General features: G+C 33.6%; 14 protein-coding genes. 12 read left to right on the forward strand and 2 right to left on the reverse strand.

Going from position 1 to position 18,905, the window contains the following annotated elements:
- The first annotated feature begins 77 nt into the window (after positions 1–77).
- The 4 genes from fabG (at position 78) to E0F91_RS03095 (ending at position 5,157) form a co-directional block, all read left to right on the forward strand.
- Positions 78–824, forward strand: a complete 747-nt coding sequence (gene fabG, locus E0F91_RS03080) for a 3-oxoacyl-[acyl-carrier-protein] reductase (protein ID WP_132064881.1) — start codon at positions 78–80, stop codon at positions 822–824.
- A gap of 98 nt (positions 825–922) precedes the next feature.
- Entirely contained in the window at positions 923–2,950 is a 2,028-nt protein-coding gene (locus E0F91_RS03085; protein ID WP_132064882.1) for a hypothetical protein, read from the forward strand.
- Positions 2,951–3,210: 260 nt separating this feature from the next.
- Positions 3,211–4,107: a LysR family transcriptional regulator gene (locus E0F91_RS03090; protein WP_132064883.1), complete on the forward strand. Its 897-nt coding sequence runs from the start codon at positions 3,211–3,213 to the stop codon at positions 4,105–4,107.
- A 96-nt stretch (positions 4,108–4,203) separates the two neighbouring features.
- A complete protein-coding gene (locus E0F91_RS03095; protein ID WP_424955331.1) occupies positions 4,204–5,157 on the forward strand; it encodes a YeiH family protein in 954 nt (317 codons plus the stop codon).
- Here the strand turns inward: E0F91_RS03095 and E0F91_RS03100 are convergent.
- Positions 5,141–5,890: a YoaK family protein gene (locus E0F91_RS03100; RefSeq protein ID WP_132064885.1), complete on the reverse strand. Its 750-nt coding sequence runs from the start codon at positions 5,888–5,890 to the stop codon at positions 5,141–5,143. The two genes, E0F91_RS03095 and E0F91_RS03100, sit on opposite strands and share 17 nt — an antisense overlap.
- Positions 5,891–5,989: 99 nt before the next feature.
- Between E0F91_RS03100 and E0F91_RS03105 the strand changes: the two genes are divergently transcribed.
- Entirely contained in the window at positions 5,990–6,988 is a 999-nt protein-coding gene (locus E0F91_RS03105) for a zinc dependent phospholipase C family protein (protein ID WP_132064886.1), read from the forward strand.
- 55 nt (positions 6,989–7,043) lie between these two features.
- On the opposite strand, the gene E0F91_RS03110 is transcribed toward E0F91_RS03105, so the two are convergent.
- Complete coding sequence (locus E0F91_RS03110; RefSeq protein ID WP_132064887.1) at positions 7,044–9,143, reverse strand: LTA synthase family protein; 2,100 nt, start codon at positions 9,141–9,143, stop codon at positions 7,044–7,046.
- 160 nt (positions 9,144–9,303) lie between these two features.
- Here E0F91_RS03110 and E0F91_RS03115 point away from each other — a divergent pair, with 160 nt between their 5' ends.
- The 7 genes from E0F91_RS03115 to E0F91_RS03145 are packed head-to-tail and all read left to right on the forward strand — an operon-like array spanning position 9,304 to position 18,901.
- Positions 9,304–9,738 carry a thioredoxin family protein gene (locus E0F91_RS03115; protein ID WP_132064888.1) on the forward strand — a complete coding sequence of 145 codons (435 nt, stop codon included), beginning with the start codon at positions 9,304–9,306 and terminating at the stop codon, positions 9,736–9,738.
- Complete coding sequence (locus E0F91_RS03120) at positions 9,738–10,721, forward strand: FAD:protein FMN transferase (RefSeq protein WP_132064889.1); 984 nt, start codon at positions 9,738–9,740, stop codon at positions 10,719–10,721. The genes E0F91_RS03115 and E0F91_RS03120 overlap by 1 nt, the downstream gene beginning before the upstream one ends.
- Positions 10,722–10,736: 15 nt before the next feature.
- Positions 10,737–10,949 carry a DUF4266 domain-containing protein gene (locus tag E0F91_RS03125; protein WP_207919026.1) on the forward strand — a complete coding sequence of 71 codons (213 nt, stop codon included), beginning with the start codon at positions 10,737–10,739 and terminating at the stop codon, positions 10,947–10,949.
- 43 nt (positions 10,950–10,992) lie between these two features.
- On the forward strand, positions 10,993–12,420 hold the full coding sequence (locus tag E0F91_RS03130) for a DUF3570 domain-containing protein (RefSeq protein ID WP_132064890.1): 1,428 nt from the start codon (positions 10,993–10,995) through the stop codon (positions 12,418–12,420).
- Positions 12,421–12,446: 26 nt separating this feature from the next.
- Entirely contained in the window at positions 12,447–13,109 is a 663-nt protein-coding gene (locus tag E0F91_RS03135; protein ID WP_132064891.1) for a response regulator transcription factor, read from the forward strand.
- Positions 13,110–13,115: 6 nt separating this feature from the next.
- Positions 13,116–14,510, forward strand: a complete 1,395-nt coding sequence (locus E0F91_RS03140; RefSeq protein ID WP_132064892.1) for a sensor histidine kinase — start codon at positions 13,116–13,118, stop codon at positions 14,508–14,510.
- A 56-nt stretch (positions 14,511–14,566) separates the two neighbouring features.
- On the forward strand, positions 14,567–18,901 hold the full coding sequence (locus tag E0F91_RS03145; protein WP_132064893.1) for a CusA/CzcA family heavy metal efflux RND transporter: 4,335 nt from the start codon (positions 14,567–14,569) through the stop codon (positions 18,899–18,901).
- Positions 18,902–18,905: the final 4 nt, after the last annotated feature.

Here is an 18,905-nt window from a genome sequence, read left to right on the forward strand (position 1 = left end):
GTAAGCGATAGCGTTCATAAAAGATTGAAGCGGATAGCAGGAATAGCTCCAAATAAAATTTAAACTAATTTTTGAATATGAAATTACTAGAAGGAAAAGTTGCCATAATTACTGGTGCGAGTCGCGGAATTGGGAAAGGAATTGCGGAAGTTTTTGCAAAACACGGTGCAAACGTTGCCTTTACGTATAGTTCATCAATTGAATCTGCTATGGCATTGGAAAACGAATTGAACGCTCTTGGAATTAAAGCCAAAGGATATCAATCGAATGCAGCTGATTTTAATGAAGCGCAAACTCTTGTGGACGCAGTTTTAGCTGAATTTGGAACAGTTGATATTCTTATAAACAACGCCGGAATCACTAAAGACAACCTGTTGATGCGTATGTCTGAAGGCGATTTTGATCAAGTAATTGATGTGAATTTGAAATCGGTTTTTAATATGACTAAAGCCATTCAACGTACTTTCCTAAAACAACGTTCGGGTTCAATAATCAATATGAGTTCAGTTGTAGGAGTGAAAGGAAATGCTGGGCAAACGAATTACGCAGCTTCTAAAGCGGGAGTTATTGGTTTTTCTAAATCGGTAGCTTTAGAATTAGGTTCTAGAAACATTCGTTGTAATGTAATTGCTCCAGGATTCATTGAAACGGAAATGACGGCTAAATTAAACGAAGATGTTGTAAAAGGATGGAGAGACGGAATTCCGTTGAAACGTGGCGGAACGACTGAAGATGTGGCTAATGCGTGTCTTTTCTTCGCTTCGGATATGAGCGCTTATGTAACTGGACAAGTCATGAATGTTTGTGGAGGAATGCTTACCTAGATTAATTGAAAGATTGTAAAATTCAAAGATTTAAAGATTTTTGAATTGTGTAATTAATTTTTAATCTTTAAATCATTCAATCTTTTAATACAGAATAAATGACAACAAACACGCTACTATTATTACTTCTTTCTTTACTAATAGCGGGAGGATTGTCGTTTTTTCAATACATCTACAAAGCCAAAAACAAATCGAAAGTCGGTTGGTTTTTGGCTTTTTTGCGTTTTTTATCCATTTTTGGAATTTTGTTGTTGTTGATTAATCCAAAAATAACCAAAAATACGCTTGAAACCGTAAAAACTCCTTTACCGATTGTTGTTGATAATTCGAGTTCTATTTCTTTTTTGAATGCCAACGAAAAAGCAATGGAAGTGTATCAAAAAATACAATCAAATTCCGATTTACAAGAGAAATTCGACGTGCAAACGTATCAGTTTTCAGATGATTTTGAACCAACGGAAAAATTTGATTTTAAAGGTACTCAAACCAATATTGATGTTGTTGCGAAAAATCTAAAAAGCATTTATAAAAACGCAAGTTATCCAACGGTTTTGATTTCAGATGGAAATCAAACTTCTGGGAATGATTATGTGTACAGTTTTGATGAAGCAAATAAAGTATATCCAGTAATTGTAGGCGATACAACGACTTTTTTAGATTTTAAAATCAATCAACTGAACGTTAATAAATACGCTTTTCACAAAAATAAATTTCCGGTCGAGGCTTTTTTGCAGTATTCAGGAGCCAAAACAATAACAGCTGATTTTGTTATTTCACAAGGGAATTCGGTATTCAGTAAACAATCCATTACCTTTTCAACATCCAAGAAAACAGCAACTGTAAACGTACTTTTACCAGCTGATAAAATAGGTTTACAGGTTTTTAAAGCTACAATTTCATCCAAGGAAAAAGAAAAAAACACCTATAACAACACCAAGAATTTTGCGGTTGAAGTCATTGACCAAAAAACAAAGATTGCTATTGTTTCGGCTATAAATCATCCAGATTTAGGAGCGATGAAAAGAGCTATTGAATCCAATGTTCAACGTAAAGTAACGATTGTTAAACCTAATGAAATCAAAATATTACAAGATTTTAATGTTCTGATTTTATACCAACCAACAACCGAATTTAAAACTATTTTTGAGAATAATAAAGTTGTAGGAATCAACACGTTTATCATTACTGGAAATAACACCGATTTCAATTTCCTGAATCAGCAACAAGATAATCTGAACTTTAAAATGAGCGGACAAAAAGAAGATTATTTGTCGGTTTTTAATGGACAGTTTAATTTGTTTGCAGCGGACAATATCGGGTTTGAAAATTTACCGCCTTTGCAAAATGCATTTGGAACCGTAACTGTAAAAGGAGTTGTTTCCGTTTTGCTTTCGTCTAAAATCAGAGCGATAGATACGAATTCGCCTCTGCTAGCTTTTTCAGAAAATCAAGGCAAACGAGCTGCTTATCTTTTGGGAGAAAACAGTTGGAAATGGCGTTTGCAAACCCATGTCAACAATCAATCTTTTGAAAAATATGATATTTTCATCGATAAGATTATTCAGTTTTTGGCTTCGAATAATTCTAAAAAATCATTGGTAGTAGAACATGAAAGTTTTTATAATTCAGGGGAAGCGATTGAAATAACTGCTCAATTTTTCAATAAAAATTATGAGTTTGATGAAAAAGCCCGTTTGACAATTGCGGTAACAAACACCAAAACGAAGCAAACGAAAAATTACGATTTATTAAAAGGAAATAATTCCTATAAAGTCAATCTTGATGGATTGAAAGCGGGTTCTTATGCATTTACAGTAAAAGAATTGAACTCAAAAACGACCTATTCCAGTACTTTTGAAATTCTTGATTTTGATATCGAAAAGCAATTTGTTAATCCTGATGTGGAGAAATTGACACAATTAGCCACACAAACACAGGGAAAAGTTATATTCCCAGATCAAGTAGATGTGTTAATTAAAACACTTTTAGAAAATGAGGAATACAAAGCGATTCAAAAGAATTCTGTTACAAAAACTCCTTTGATTGATTGGATTTGGTTATTGGTTTTAATTTCAGTTTTGCTGGCAACCGAATGGTTTGTTCGAAAATATAATGGCTTATTATAGTATAATTAAACTGCTATATCTTAAAATAAATATAGTTGATTTTAAACATATAAGTTATTGAAGTAAAAAGAAAGAAGTTTGTTAATTGTGTCGTTTAAAAGGAATATAAGTTAAAATCGTTTTTTATAAAGCAATGTGGCTATCTTAAATGTACTATTAGTTTAACTTGATTTATTCAAATTAAAACTTAAATGACTTATATGTTTTAACAATGTACTCAATAAAATACTGATATTTGTAGAATTAAGCGAATTAAATAAATGGATTTTAGACTAAAAGTATTTTATACTGTTGCCAACCGTTTGAGTTTTACAAAAGCGGCAACCGAATTGTTTATTACGCAACCAGCGATTTCAAAACATATTCAGGAATTAGAAGAGCAATATAAAATCAAACTGTTTGACAGGAATGGTTCTAAAATAGCATTGACAACTGCCGGTGAAGTATTATTAAAACATACCAAAAACATTTTCGAAGTATATCGCGAGATCGATTTTGATATGAACACGCTTATTAATCAACGTTCCGGATTGTTGCGATTAGGCGCCAGTACAACGATTTCTCAGTATATTATTCCGCCACTTTTAGCCCGTTTTCATCAAAAATTGGAAGATGTGAAAGTGAGTTTACTCAATGGAAATACAGAACAAATTGAAAACGCTTTATTAAACCAGGAAATTGAAATGGGAATTGTTGAAGGACAATCAAAAAATAAATCGATTAAATATACCGAGTTTTTAAAAGACGAATTGGTTTTAGTATGTAAAAGTACCAATCCATTGGTGAATCGTGATGAAGTGACTCAGGAAGAGCTTAAAAGTATGCGATTTTTAATGCGAGAACAAGGATCAGGAACACTTGAAGTTATTGAGCATGCGTTGAAACCATTTGATATTAAACTATCGGAACTACAAATTGAAATGCAATTGGGAAGTACCGAAAGTATAAAATCCTATTTGATGAACTCTGACTGTGTGGCTTTTATCTCGATTCATGCGATAAAAAAAGAACTTCGAAACAATGAATTGGCTATATTAGATATTAAAGACTTAGTTATTGAACGTTTCTTTTATGTCATTACGTTACAGGGAAAAACGGATTCACTAGCGGATTTGTTTATCCAAAACATTTCCAATCATTATAATTTAAAGTTATAGCGGATTATAATTTGCGATTGGTATTACCAGTTTTATCGTTCCACCTTTGTACTGTACTAATTCAACAACTTTACATTGGAAACGCATCAAAAAGGAATTCAAAAAGAATCTTTTATTTTTTTTAAAGTTGAAGCCCCTTTGCAGCAACTTATTTTTGTTGTCTTGCTATTGTTATCCCCAATTTTCGCTTCTCCGCCAATTGCTTTAGTATTTGGATTGATTGTCGCCAACTTTTTCGGACACCCTTTTTTAGAATTGAATCACAAAGCCACCAATTATCTGTTGCAATTTTCAGTCGTTGGTTTAGGATTTGGAATGAATGTTCATATTGCTGTTGCTGCAGGAAAGGAAGGTTTTTTGTTTACCATTATTTCTATTGTGAGTACTTTAATTTTAGGAACTTTTCTTGGAAAATGGTTTAAAACCGATAAGAAAACATCTCATTTAATTTCTTGTGGAACTGCGATTTGTGGTGGAAGTGCCATTGCAGCGATTGCACCAGTAATCAAATCCAATGAAAAACAAACCTCAATTGCTCTGGGAGTGATATTCATCCTGAATTCAGCAGCGCTGTTTTTATTTCCTGCCGTGGGTCATTGGTTGGATTTAACTCAAAAAGAGTTCGGATTATGGTGTGCCATTGCCATTCATGATACTAGTTCTGTGGTGGGAGCCGCGAGTAGATTTGGCCCTGAAGCCTTGCAAATAGCCACAACAGTAAAATTAGCCCGAGCGTTATGGATTATCCCTATTGCACTGATTACGGCGTTTATTTTTAAAAATAAATCTGGTAAAATAAAAATTCCTTATTTTATCGGATTGTTTATTTTGGCAATGATTGCCAATACCTATCTGCCACAAATGGAGAGTGTAGCACCGCAGTTGGTTTCGGTTGCCAAAATTGGTCTTACGGTAACTTTGTTTCTGATTGGAGCCGGATTAAATATAAATATCTTAAAATCAGTGGGATTAAAACCGCTGGCGCAGGGAATCTTGCTCTGGACATTTATTGCAATTGCGACTTTAATTTCAATTATTTATCTAAAATAGTTTTGTGATGAAAAGTTTTTCGTTTGATAACGTGAAATTGCAATCGGAGATAGTCATACAAAAGAGCAAATAATAAAAAGGTTGCAGCAACAAAAAGAGTTTTCATTTCCAATATATTATAAAGAAAACCACCTGAAATACAACCGATAAAAAAGAAAATAATTATGGATAATCTCAGATAAATACTGGTTTTTAATTTTTTCTTTTCTTCGGGTTTTTTATAGAAAAATAATTGAGACAATTCGATTCCTAAATCGGTAAAAAGCCCGGTTAAGTGGGTGGTTCGAACTGTAGATTGAGAAATTTTGGTTACCAAAGAATTTTGTATTCCCATCGCAAAAAGCATCGCGAAAGCAATCCATTTTCCTTCAGAACTAGATAAATTCGAGGCGATTCCAAAAACTCCCACAGCAATTAAAATAATCATCTCTAATGAGATAGGAATGACATGTGATAAATTGGGATTTTTTTTCGAAATCAATTCCGCTAAAAAATTAGAAGTAAAGGCGCCAAACAAAAAGAAAACAGTAAATACAAAAAAAGTGATTGCGGCTGCGTAATCTCGTTTCATGATTTCTTCGGCAAAATAAGCAAAATGTCCCGTCACATTTGTTGTTAATGTTTGAACCGATAAAACTCCTGTAACATTTACAATACCAGCAACAAAAGATAATAAAGTGGCTAATCGTAGATTATGAATAAAAGTTCTGTTTTTTCCTTGATGTCGAAACATAGTTGTAGTTTTCTTTTTTTTTATAACAGAATCTTAAACCCAATTTTTTCTAATAACGATTTAAAGAAATACATTTGTACTTCAAAAAAAATAAATTTAATGAAAAATTTTAAAATTAAACCTACACTTGTGACTTTATCTGCTCTTGGAGTTGCACTTTTTCTTTTGTCATGGGGCGTTATTGGTCACGAACGAATCAATAGAGCCGCAGTAATGGCATTGCCAAAACCATTACAGACTTTTTTTTACAATCATATTGATTTCATTACTCAGGAATCTACAGTTCCAGATTTGAGAAGAAATGTTTTGAATGATAAAATGGAGCCACCTCGTCATTATTTTGACATGGAAAATTTTGGTGCAGTAGAAACTTTTCCTAAAACTATGGAAGAAGCAAAACTGAAATACGATGAGAAGTTTTTGACTAAAAACGGAATTTTACCTTGGTATATTCAGGATATGATGGTAAAATTGACCAAAGCTTTCAAAGACAAAAGAAAAAATGAAATACTATTCATTGCGGGAGATTTAGGTCATTATATTGCTGATGCGCACATGCCGTTGCATACATCAGACAATCATGACGGACAAAATACAGGTCAAAAAGGAATTCATTCCTTGTGGGAAAGCCGTTTGCCGGAGTTATTTGTAAAAGATTATAAGTTCAATGTTCCTCAAGGTGTTTATCTAGAAAACGTTGAAAAAGCAACATGGGATCTTATTTTTGACACGCACAGTTTGGTAGAGCCTTTACTTGCTATTGATAAAAAGCTACGAACAGCAACCCCTGAAAATAAAATTTTTGTAACTGATGCCGCTGGAGAAATTGTAAAAAACAAATATGGTGGAACTTTGTATTCTGACGATTATGCTAAGCAATTGCATGCTGATATGGATGGAATGGTCGAAAAGCAAATGAGAAAAGCGATAACCGCAACAGCAAGTTTTTGGTACACGGCTTGGGTCAATGCTGGAAAACCAGATTTAAGTAACCTTGATGCTACTGAACTTACTAAGCGTAACAGTAAAACTTTAAAAAAGGATTTAAAAACTTTTGAAAAAGGGAATCTTTTTGGTTTATCTAACGAAAAAGAATAACGATATATTTCCAATTAAAAACGGGTGAAACTTCAATTTCACCCGTTTTTTTATGCTAATTAATTTTTTGATATTTCTTTTTCTTCAACATATCCGAGGCTGTTTGATAGTAGGAAATGGTTTCGTTTACTAAATCCGTTCTTTCTTTTGTGATCGGTATTTCATCGTAAAATATTTGAAAATCAGCAGCTACTTTTTGATTGGGTTTCAAAGTCAATTGAAATTGTTTTACGGTTTGTTTCGGCGAAAGAATTGTTAAAACATTGTCTTTAATCAATCCTAAATCTTGGTACGTAGCAATTAAAGCTCTTGGTTTATACTCTGGTTTTAAAACATCCTGACCAAAGAATTTACTTTGGTAATCAAAATTCAATAAACCGAATACTGTTGGCATCACATCAATTTGTGACATCAAATTGGTGTATTTTCTTGGCTCAACAAATCCCGGACTATAAATTAATGCCGGAATCCTATATTTATCCGCTGGAAGTTCTGTTTTTCCTGCACTCGAAGCGCAATGATCGGCTAGAATCACAAAAACGGTATTATTAAACCAAGGTTGTTTTTTGGCCATTTGAAAGAATTTTTTCATCGCATAATCCGTATATTTTACACCACCATTACGAGATTTTGCATCGCCAGGAATATCAATTTTCCCATTTGGATAGGTAAATGGTCTGTGGTTGCTCACGGTCATAATGTGATTGAAGAACGGCTTATTTGCTGCTGCTTCTTTGTTCATTTCTTTGATGGCTTTGTTGTACATATCTTCATCGCAAACGCCCCAAATATTAGCAAAAGTGATTTCGTTGGGTTCAAACGTTTTTTTGTCTACAATTTCGTATCCGTTTCCGGTAAAGAAATTACTCATATTATCAAAAAAAGAATCGCCTCCATACATGAATTTTACCGCATATCCTTTTTGTTTAAAAATGCTTCCAGTAGAGAATTTATTTTTATTATCGTCTCGCTTTACTACACTTTCGCCAGCTGTAGGAGGAAAGCATAATGTAACCGCTTCAAGTCCTCGAACCGTCCTATTTCCCACAGCATAAAGGTTTGTAAAAACTAAACTTTTAGTTGCCAAACTGTCTATAAAGGGAGTAATATTTCCCTCATTTCCATACATTTTCATAAACTCAGCACTATAACTTTCAATAGTTATCAGAACCACATTTTTGTGATTTTCAGCTGCGTCATTTTTTATTTGTCTCCAAGTAGTTTCTCCTGAAATGGTAGGAATTTGTTGTTTTAGTTGAGCAAAAGCTGCGTTATTAGAAACTGTTTGATAGAATTTAAAATAATCCAATTCACTTTTCATAAAGGCCTGGTAGAATTTATACAAACCGTTAGCTTGTAATTCATTGGTAAATATATTTTGCGAATTTTCTTTGGCAGATAAAGTAGGAATTGCCAATAATGATAATCCGAACAGCAGCAGGTAAATTCCTGAAATTTGGATTTTTTGTACAAAAACAGGAATGCTTTCAATATAATTTTTTGATCTTTTTACAATGTAGTAAGTAACCAATCCTGCAATAATAAACAGCGCTGAAAACAACGGAATAACAGGATAGGATTCCATGATATTTCCGATAACTTCATTGGTGTAAACCAAATAATTTACTGCGATGAAATTGTATCTCACCCCAAATTCATTCCAGAAAAAATACTCACTGATTGCGTTTTGCAGCATTAAAACTACGTAAAGGAAAATGACAAAGGAAAATAACCAAAATCGGATTTGGTTTCTATATTTTGGTAAAAAAAGTAATAATCCGAACAAAATCGTTTTTATGGACAGGAAAGCGGTTACAATTTTTGGTAAAGCACTACCATATTCGTTGAGTATAGTGTTTCCAAATGCAACGTAAAGCAATAAGGCGTTCAACAATCCAAAAATTAGGTATCCATAAGGCTTGTAATATTTTGCATTGGATATAAAAATAAGATACAACCACAAAAATCCACTGACCAAAATAAAAATAAAAACATCAGAAAGCAACCCAAAAACAAATAACGATAGTGTATCAATCCAAGTAAATGAGGTTTGTGTGATGGGATGATAAAAAAGAATAATTCGTACAACAAAATTTATACTAATGTAAAACAAAAGTAAATGATAAAAGGGTGTTGATTTTTTTAAAATACTCATAATTAGAAGTTTATGTAAATGTAAGATATATTACCACTTTATATTTTTAAGATTTGCTTAATGTTTTCATTAAAATTAATATTAGCTTAAAATCAAGAAACAAGAGATTTGATTTGGTGTAAATTGAATAATTTTACTTCAAAATGTAAACGGTATTTCAATGAAAAAAAATAGTATGATTTTGTTTCTTTTGATAGGAACTTTAGGCTATTCTCAAGTTTGGAAAACGAATTTTGAACAAGCAAAAATGCAAGCGATTAAAGAAAATAAAAACATTCTACTTGTTTTTTCCGGTTCAGACTGGTGTGCGCCATGCATTAAATTAGAGAATACCATTTGGAAATCGGAAGATTTTAAAAAAGAATCAGAACAAAAATGGATCATTTACAAAGCAGATTTTCCAAAGAAAAAAGCAAATTTATTATCAGCAGAACTAACTGCCAGCAATAAAAAATTGGCAGAGCAATACAACAAATCTGGAAATTTCCCTTTAGTGCTACTTTTGGATCAATCAGGAAGTGTATTAGGAATCACCGGTTACAAAAATGTAACTCCGCAAGAATACATTCAAAACATTCATTCCTTTGAGAAATAATGAAAAAACTACTCTTCATAGGCTTTTTATTTACAACTATACTAGCAACTGCTCAAATTACGCACAAGAGAAAGTTGTTTATGTTAGGAAGTCCATTTGAGGTTACTGCTGTTGCAAATGACACTATAAAAGCCAACGAATATATTGATATGGCTGTAGGCGAAGTAAAACGAATTGAAAATTTAATTTCAGATTGGATTCCAACGACACAAATCTCAGAAATCAATCGCAATGCAGGTATAAAACTCGTAAAAGTGGATACCGAAGTTTTTGAATTGGTCGAAAGAGCGATTAAAATCTCCCAAATAACGAATGGTGCGTTTGATATTTCCTATGCTTCGATGGACAAAATATGGAAGTTTGATGGTTCTATGAAAGTAATGCCAACCGAAGAAGCCATAAAAAAATCAGTCGCAAAAATTGGATATAAAAACATTATTTTGAATCCAAAAGACCATACTATTTTTCTAAAATTAGAAGGAATGAAATTAGGTTTGGGCGGTATTGGACAAGGTTATATTGCTGATAAAGTGAAAGATTTATTATTTTCTAAAGGCTGTCTTTCCGGAATTATAAATGTTTCGGGTGATATTAATGCTTGGGGGAAACAACCGGACGGAAAACCTTGGACTGTAGGAATCGTAAACCCTTTAAACAAAAATAGAATTTTTGCCACTTTCCCAATAGAAGACAGCGCTGTGGAAACTTCGGGCAGTTATGAAAAATATGTAAATTTTAAGGGAATCCGATATTCCCACATCATTGATCCCAGAACAGGTTATCCAGCAAGTGGTATTGTGAGTGTCTCTGTTTTTGCAAAGCAAACTGAAATTGCTGATGCCATGGCAACTGGAATTTTTGTCCTTGGAGTAGAAGTAGGGTTGGATCTTGTTAATCAAATTAAAGGACTGGAATGCATTATTGTAGATGATAAAGGCAAAATTCATTCGTCAAATGGAATTGATATCAAAAAATATAATTAATAAAAAAATACAATCATGAAACAGAAGATAGCCTTTGTGTTTTTTACACTTTTTATTTTGCAATCGTGCAGCTCTGTAAAAGAATACGAAAAAGAGAAAATAAATGATCCCGATATGAAGCTTTCCGCACGAACGGCAGAACGTTATGAAACTTCTTTTCAAGTATATCGTGAAGCTGCTGCAGGTGCCAATGGTGGAAAATCAGGTGGCGGTTGTGGTTGCAATTAATTTAAAACATCAATTCAGATTGTAAATTTCAATCCATTAGAAAATGAAAATAAAAATTTTATCTCTTTTTATCCTAATTACGGCAACTGCTTTTTCTCAAGAAAACAGTAAGGAACCTGTTTTCAAAAAAAGAGTATTAGAAAGCACAGAAGTCGACTTTCTAGCCAGTTATTACAACCAAGACGGATCAAAATCAGCCGTTTCAGGTGGAATTGGTTCGGAGAAACTGACCGATGTTGCCTCCAATATTGTTGTGGCAATGCCGTTGAATGATGATGATGTATTAACAATTGATTTAGGAATATCAGCCTATTCATCAGCATCTTCCAGTAATATCAATCCATTTAATTCTACTGGAGCTTCTGGTGGCGAAGAAGATGATGATAGAGTCGTAGCTGCTGGACCTTCTGGTACACCGTGGCAAGCTTCTTCGGGTGCTTCACGAAGTGATCAATTAGTGTCAATTGTTGCTAATTACAGTCATAGTAGCGATTCCAGAAATTTTATTTGGAATACTGATGTGTCTTTCTCCAATGAATATGATTATACTTCGGTTGGTTTTGGCGGCGGAATAGCTAGTCTTTTTAACGAAAAAAACACAGAATTAAGCTTGAAAGTAAATGCATATTTAGATCAATGGAGACCTATTTATCCAACAGAACTTCATGAATATTCAAAATATGGTGCTGCTTTTTTAAATCAAGGCTACTTTAGCGGAGTGTCGGTTTTGGATCAAAATGGACAATCCACAACTAATTATTTGCCTTCAGCGTTTCAAACAGTAAATGCGGTTAACCGAAATTCGTTCTCAGCATCGGTTGGTTTTTCTCAGGTTTTAACCAAGAAATTACAAGTTTCTGTTTTCTTAGATGTATTGCAGCAACAAGGGTTATTGTCGTCTCCTTATCACCGAATTTATTTTGCTGACAAAGCTAATTTTTACATTGGACAGCCGCAATATATCAGCAATTACGAAAGTACAAGTAATGCTGGAGTCTACAAATTAGCAGACGATATAGAACGATTACCGGATTCTCGTTTTAAACTTCCCGTTGGAGCACGTTTGAATTATTACATCAATGAGCGATTTATAGTGCGTACTTATTATCGTTTTTATTCTGATAATTGGGACATTCAATCCCACACTGCTACTATTGAACTTCCTGTGAAATTATCGGATAAGTTTACTGTTTTTCCTATGTATCGCTATTACACACAAACGGCTTCTAAATATTATGCGCCTTACGAAAGCCATTTGTCAACAGAAAAATTTTATACATCGGATGCTGATTTAGCAACATTTGATGCGAATCAGTACGGTTTTGGCATAAATTACATCGATATTTTTACTGCGGGCAAAATTTGGAAATTTGGCTTGAAAAATATTGATTTTAGATTCAATCATTATGAGAGAAGTGATCATCTAACTGCGGATATTGCTACCATCGCTTTCAAATTTGTAATGCAATAAAACCTAAATTTACAAAAACTATAAAAATGCATATATTAATTGTAGAAGATGAAGCCGGAATTGTTCAATTTCTGCAACAAGGATTAGAGGAAGAAGGCTATACAATTAGCAGTGCTTCGGATGGTTTGAAAGGATTTGAACTGTCACAAAAAGAGAATTTTGATCTGATTTTATTGGATTGGATGTTACCAAAAATGACTGGATTAGAACTTTGTAAATCCATTCGATTAAAAAATACTGCGACTCCAATCATTTTTCTGACTGCAAAAGATACCGTTCAGGAAACAATTGAAGGATTGAAAGCTGGTGCCAATGACTACATCAAGAAACCTTTTAGTTTTGATGAATTGGTAGAACGCATCAAAATTCATTTCAGAAATCAAAACGAAGATGAAATTCTGACTCTTGGTACCATCAAAATTGATATTCCACAACACCGTGTTTTAGTAAATGAAATTGAAGTGGCATTGACTCAGCGTGAATTTGAACTACTGACATATTTGGTAAAAAACAAAGGTAAAGTATGCACTAGAACCCAAATTATTGAGGATGTTTGGGACATTCATTTTGAATATGACACTGGCGTAATTGATGTTTTTATGAATGCAATTCGCAAAAAATTAAATTTAAAAATTGAACAAGACTACATAAAAACGGTTCGTGGTGTAGGGTATATTGCTAATGACTAAATAAAAATGCAACAACTTTCCTTTAAAAATAGAATTGCTTCTAACTATATTGTTACCACAGCTTTATTGATTTTTGTGGTTTTCTTTATCATTTATTCAATTGTTAAATTTAGTGTTTACAGTCATGTTAACAGTGATATTACGAGTGAAGTTGACAAACATCTCACCGAAATTATTATTGTTGGCGATAGTTTTCGTTTGATTCATGAGGAAGAATGGAAGGAGCGAGAACACAACACGCTGGACGTAAATCCAGTATTTATTCAGTTTGTAGATCAAAATAGAAATGTGATTGAAAAATCACCCAATCTTAAAAAATCTACTTTAATTTTTAATAAAGAAAAGGCAGAAAATAAACTCTTTGATGCCAAATTAGCAGATAACGCAATCCGTCAAATTCAGGTTCCTATTTATCAAAAAACAAAAATAATTGGGTACATTATGATTGCCATGTCACTGGAAGATGCAACAATGGTACTCAACAATTTATCCGAAGTATTGATAATTGCTTATCCCGTAATTTTGATAGTGCTGTTTTTTATTGCTCGTTTTTTCGCCGGAAGGAGTATAAAACCGATTAGTTCTATTATTACCACGTCAAATATTATTACCAAAGACAATCTTACTTCCCGAATTCCGTTACCGCAAAACCGTGACGAATTGTTTGTATTATCTCAAACTATCAACAATTTATTAGACCGAATTGAAACGGCCGTTGAACGCGAAAAGCAATTTACTTCGGATGCATCGCATGAATTAAGAACGCCATTAACGGTGATCAAAGGAACTTTGGAAGTTTTAATACGCAAACCCAGAGATCACGCTGAATATGAAGAAAAAATTAATTTTTGTGTAACAGAAGTTAATCGCTTGAATCATTTATTAGATCAGTTACTTTTATTAGCTCGATTTGAAAACCAAAAGCAGACCTTAACTACGGAAAAAGTATATCTGAACGCCTTATTTTTAGATACAATCGCCCGAAACTCTACTGTCATTCAATCTAAAAACATTACCGTTTCTACTGAATTTTCTAAAGATTATTACATGGAAACGGATAATTATTTGTTTTCGATAGTGATTAATAATTTGATATCAAATGCAATAAAATATTCAAATCAAAACGGAAATTTGGCAGTTATCCTAAAATCTATTGGTTCTAAAATTGAGTGCTACATTGCTGATTCCGGCATTGGTATTCCAGCAGAGGATTTAGAAAAAATATTCAATCAGTTTTACCGTTCAAAATCCAGTAATCATCCAGAAATTAAAGGAACAGGTTTAGGATTGTCTATCGTAAAAAGATTGTGTTCCTTGCTCAACATTGATATTGTAATTAACAGTCAGGAAAATAGTGGAACCACAGTAATTTTAAGTTTATTTGAAGCAGAACTTAAGTAGTTCTTAAGGAAATCCTTATCTTTAGGCCTTACTTTTGAAGTACAAATAAGATAAAAATGCTCGAAAAAATTATTGCTTTTAGTTTAAAAAATAAACTTATTGTTTTGCTCTTTACTTTGGGAGTTTTCGGATTTGGTCTGTTTTCTGTTTTCCAAATATCCATCGGAGCAGTTCCTGATGTGACGAACAACCAAGTTCAGGTAATCACGACTTCTCGTAACCTTTCTACGCAAGATATTGAACAGTTTATCACGTATCCTGTTGAGATTGAAATGGCTAATTTGCCTGGTGTCAAAGAAATCCGTTCCATTTCAAAATTTGGTTTATCAGTTGTTACGATTGTTTTTGATGAAAATTTAGGAACCTATCTTCCAAGACAGCTTATCGCTGAGAAAATTAAAACAGCTTCGGAGAAAATCCCGCAAGGTTTTGGCACACCGGAAATGGGTCCAATCACTACAGGACTTGGGGAAATTTACCAGTATACGTTAGAAGTAAAACCAGAATTCAAGAATAATTATTCCGTTACTGATTTACGAACCATTCAGGATTGGGTGGTAAAACGTCAGCTATCAGGAATAAAAGGTGTTGTCGAAATCAATACTTGGGGCGGTTTTTTAAAGCAATATGAAATAGCAATCAGTCCCTCGCGATTAAAAGCGATGAACATTACAACATTGGATGTTTTTACAGCGCTTGAAAAAAATAATAGTATTGCTGGTGGAGCTTACATCGAGAAAGTAAATCAAAGTTTTTTTATTAGAGGTGAGGGAAAGGTAAATTCGCTAGAAGATATTGGAAATATCGTTGTTACAAATGCTAATGGATTGCCCGTTTATATCAAGAATGTTGCACAAGTTCGTTTTGGTCATGCTAACCGTTTTGGTGCCATCACGGGAAATGGCGAAGGCGAAAAAGTCTTGGGGCAAGTGATGATGCTCAAAGGTGGAAATTCGAAACAGGTAATTGATGATGTTAAGAATAGAGTTGCCGAAATCCAAAAAACTTTACCTGATGGTGTTTACATTAATGGATTTTTGGAACGAAGCGAATTGGTTGGAAAAACGACTTTTACCGTTGCCGAAAATTTGATTTTAGGATGTTTAATCGTAATTTTTGTTGTCATTCTTTTATTAGGAAACTGGCGTTCGGGATTGGTTGTGGCTTCTGTGATTCCGTTGTGTTTATTGTTCGCTATTTCGTTTATGAATATTTTTGGAATCGATGCTAATTTGATGAGTCTTGGTGCGATAGATTTTGGAATTATCATCGATGGTGCCGTAATAATTGTCGAGTTTATTGCGTTCCAAATTGCCAGTAAATCAGCGCATTTAGTAAATCTAAGCAAGGAAGAACGCCAGCTCGAAATTGATCAAATCACGTATAAAAGTGCTTCTAAGATGATGAATTCGGCTATTTTTGGCCAATTGATTATTCTGATTGTTTTTATTCCAATTCTATCGTTATCCGGAATCGAAGGTAAAATGTTCAAACCGATGGCGATGACGTTTAGCTTCGCATTATTAGGCGCAATGATTTTCTGTTTCACCTATGTTCCAGTGGTTTCTTCTTTGTTTTTAAAACCAAAAGCAGAAAATCCAAATTCACTGTCTAGTAAATTAATACGTAAACTCAATTCTTGGTATTTGCCGATAATTACTTGGGCAATAGGCAATACCAAAAAAGTAATGTACGGAGCATTAGGTTTGTTAATTCTTGCAGGTGGATTATTCGCGACTATGGGAGGGGAATTTATTCCTACGCTGGATGAAGGTGATTTTGTTATTCAGCCCGTTTTAAAAACAGGAACTTCTTTGACAAAAACAATTGCGATAACGACTAAAATAGAGAAAATAATCCTCAATAATTTCCCCGAAGTTACACAAGTTGTCAGCAGAATTGGAGCTGCCGAAGTGCCTACAGATCCTATGTCTATGGAGGAAAGTGATGTTATTGTAAAATTGAAACCGAAATCTGATTGGACTTCGGCTTCCTCCAAAGATGAATTGGCAGACAAAATAAAAGCAGCATTGGAAAAGGAAATTCCAAATATGGAAATCGAATTTACGCAACCTATCGAAATGCGTTTCAACGAATTAATTTCTGGAACCCGATCAGATGTGGCAGTTAAAGTTTTTGGCGAAGACCTAAACATATTGGCACAAAAAGCGCAGGAAATCAAAAATGCAATCGCAAAAGTGGAAGGCGCTTCGGATATTATTATCGAAAAAACGGAAGGTTTGCCACAAATGTCTGTCGTTTATGATCGTTCTAAAATTGCCCGTTATGGGTTGAATATTGCCGATTTGAACGAAATGATAGCGCTGGGCTTTGCCGGAAAAACCGTTGGAAATGTTTTTGAAGGAGAGAAACGTTTTGATATGGTAATCCGTTTGGATCAAGCAAATCGGCACGACATTGAAGATTTACGTAATTTATATGTGCCAACGGCCAACGGAGAACAAATTCCGTTGAGCGAACTCGCTTCTATCAAATATACGGAAGGTCCAGCAAAAATTTCAAGAGACAATACCAACAGAAGAATTGTAGTGGGAATCAACGTTCGGAACCGAGATTTACAAAGTGTTGTGACCGATATTCAGAAAATTGTAGCTACTCAGGTTAAAATGCCAGACGGATATTACGTGCAATACGGCGGACAATTTGAAAATTTACAAAGCGCCAAAGCCCGCTTGATGATTGCAGTTCCTATTGCTTTATTTTTGATTTTTATCCTATTGTATTTTGCATTTGGCTCCGTGAAAGAAGCGTTAATGGTCTATTCAGCAATTCCTTTATCAGCGGTTGGTGGCGTATTATTTTTATGGATTAGAGATTTGCCGTTCAGTATTTCGGCAGGCGTTGGTTTTATTGCACTTTTCGGAATTGCAGTATTGAACGGAATTGTACTAATCGAACATTTTAAAGAACTCAAACATCAAGGTATGAAAGATATGGATGCATTAATTTTAAAAGGAACTACCGATAGATTGCGTCCGGTTTTATTAACTGCTTCGGCTGCCGCATTAGGATTTCTACCAATGGCAATTTCATCTTCGGCTGGTGCCGAAGTGCAACGACCATTAGCAACGGTAGTCATTGGCGGATTGTTTACGGCAACGATCTTGACGATGATTGTGCTGCCTATTTTATACAAAGTTTTTGATAGTCAAACCTTCAAAAAAGCGAAGTTCAAGAAACATCAAAGTACCACTTTTATCATTTTGTTATTGTTGAGTTCTTCGTTGGCTTTTTCACAAAATTCTAATCCTGAATTGGATAGTTTATTGGATAAAGCAATTCAAAATAATAAAGGAATAAAAGCAGCTCAATTGCAAGTGGATAAAACAAAAGCCAACATCAAAACCGCAAATACTTTTGATAAAACCAATATTTATTACAGTTACGATCAAAATAATTTGGCACTGAATAACCAGCCATTGCGTGTTTTTGGTGTACAACAACGCTTTTCTTTTCCAACGGTTTACGGAGCACAGAAAAAAGTTTTTTCCTCTGAATATGAAAGGGAAAAAGCCAATTTGGATATTCAAATAAACAAACTTTCGTTGGCTGTTTCTAAGTCGTATCAGCATATTATTTATTTACAACATCAAGAAAAATTGTATCAATATTTGGATAGTTTGTACCAAAATTTCTCGAAAGCAAGTGACAGACGTTTTGAATTGGGAGAAACGAATTATCTCGAAAAAATTACGGCTCAAGCTAAATTCAGACAAATTAGAACCAAGCTTTCGCAAATTGAAAGTGATAAAAAAGCACAATATGAGTTGTTGCAATCTTTGCTGCAAATCGATGAAATAATAACAATAAATAACAATTCGATCACACCTTTAATTACTTCTACTAATCAAACAAGTAATAGTGTTTATATTGCTTATTTAGAAAGCATTACTGAAAATTATAAAAACCAAATAAAGCTACAAAAGCAACATTGGTTACCGGATATAAACTTGGATTATTTTCAAGGAAGAAATAACGGATTGTCACAATCTTTGTATGGTTTTCAAGTTGGTTTAGCTGTACCAATATTATACTCTGGTACGGTTTCTAAAACTAAAGTAGCGCAGCTTGAATTGCAAAGTTGGGAACAACAAAAGCAAAATGAAGAAGTGAAAATAGAGAAGTACATGAATCAAAAAAAGAATGAATTAGCTAAATATCAGGAATCGATAAACTACTATAATCTATACGGAAAAAAATTATCAGATGAGATTATAAAAGTAGGGAATAACAGTTATAAACATGGTGAGATTGATTTTTTTCAATACATCCAAAGTTTAGAAAACGCCACAACCATTCAAGTCGATTATTTAGATACTATTTTACAATTCAATCAAACCCAATTAGATTTACAATACCTAAATTTTTAAAATG

Origin of the sequence: Flavobacterium sandaracinum, assembly GCF_004349135.1 — a bacterium.
In the GTDB taxonomy this organism is placed as follows: domain Bacteria; phylum Bacteroidota; class Bacteroidia; order Flavobacteriales; family Flavobacteriaceae; genus Flavobacterium; species Flavobacterium sandaracinum.

Coding starts and splice junctions, on each gene's coding strand:
- E0F91_RS03085 (WP_132064882.1), top strand. CDS start 923: ATGACAACAAACACGCTACTATTATTACTTCTTTCTTTACTAATAGCG.
- E0F91_RS03105 (WP_132064886.1), top strand. CDS start 5,990: ATGAAAAATTTTAAAATTAAACCTACACTTGTGACTTTATCTGCTCTT.
- E0F91_RS03120 (WP_132064889.1), top strand. CDS start 9,738: ATGAAAAAACTACTCTTCATAGGCTTTTTATTTACAACTATACTAGCA.
- E0F91_RS03145 (WP_132064893.1), top strand. CDS start 14,567: ATGCTCGAAAAAATTATTGCTTTTAGTTTAAAAAATAAACTTATTGTT.
- fabG (WP_132064881.1), top strand. CDS start 78: ATGAAATTACTAGAAGGAAAAGTTGCCATAATTACTGGTGCGAGTCGC.
- E0F91_RS03115 (WP_132064888.1), top strand. CDS start 9,304: ATGAAAAAAAATAGTATGATTTTGTTTCTTTTGATAGGAACTTTAGGC.
- E0F91_RS03125 (WP_207919026.1), top strand. CDS start 10,737: ATGAAACAGAAGATAGCCTTTGTGTTTTTTACACTTTTTATTTTGCAA.
- E0F91_RS03135 (WP_132064891.1), top strand. CDS start 12,447: ATGCATATATTAATTGTAGAAGATGAAGCCGGAATTGTTCAATTTCTG.
- E0F91_RS03110 (WP_132064887.1), bottom strand. CDS start 9,143: ATGAGTATTTTAAAAAAATCAACACCCTTTTATCATTTACTTTTGTTT.
- E0F91_RS03090 (WP_132064883.1), top strand. CDS start 3,211: ATGGATTTTAGACTAAAAGTATTTTATACTGTTGCCAACCGTTTGAGT.
- E0F91_RS03140 (WP_132064892.1), top strand. CDS start 13,116: ATGCAACAACTTTCCTTTAAAAATAGAATTGCTTCTAACTATATTGTT.
- E0F91_RS03100 (WP_132064885.1), bottom strand. CDS start 5,890: ATGTTTCGACATCAAGGAAAAAACAGAACTTTTATTCATAATCTACGA.
- E0F91_RS03130 (WP_132064890.1), top strand. CDS start 10,993: ATGAAAATAAAAATTTTATCTCTTTTTATCCTAATTACGGCAACTGCT.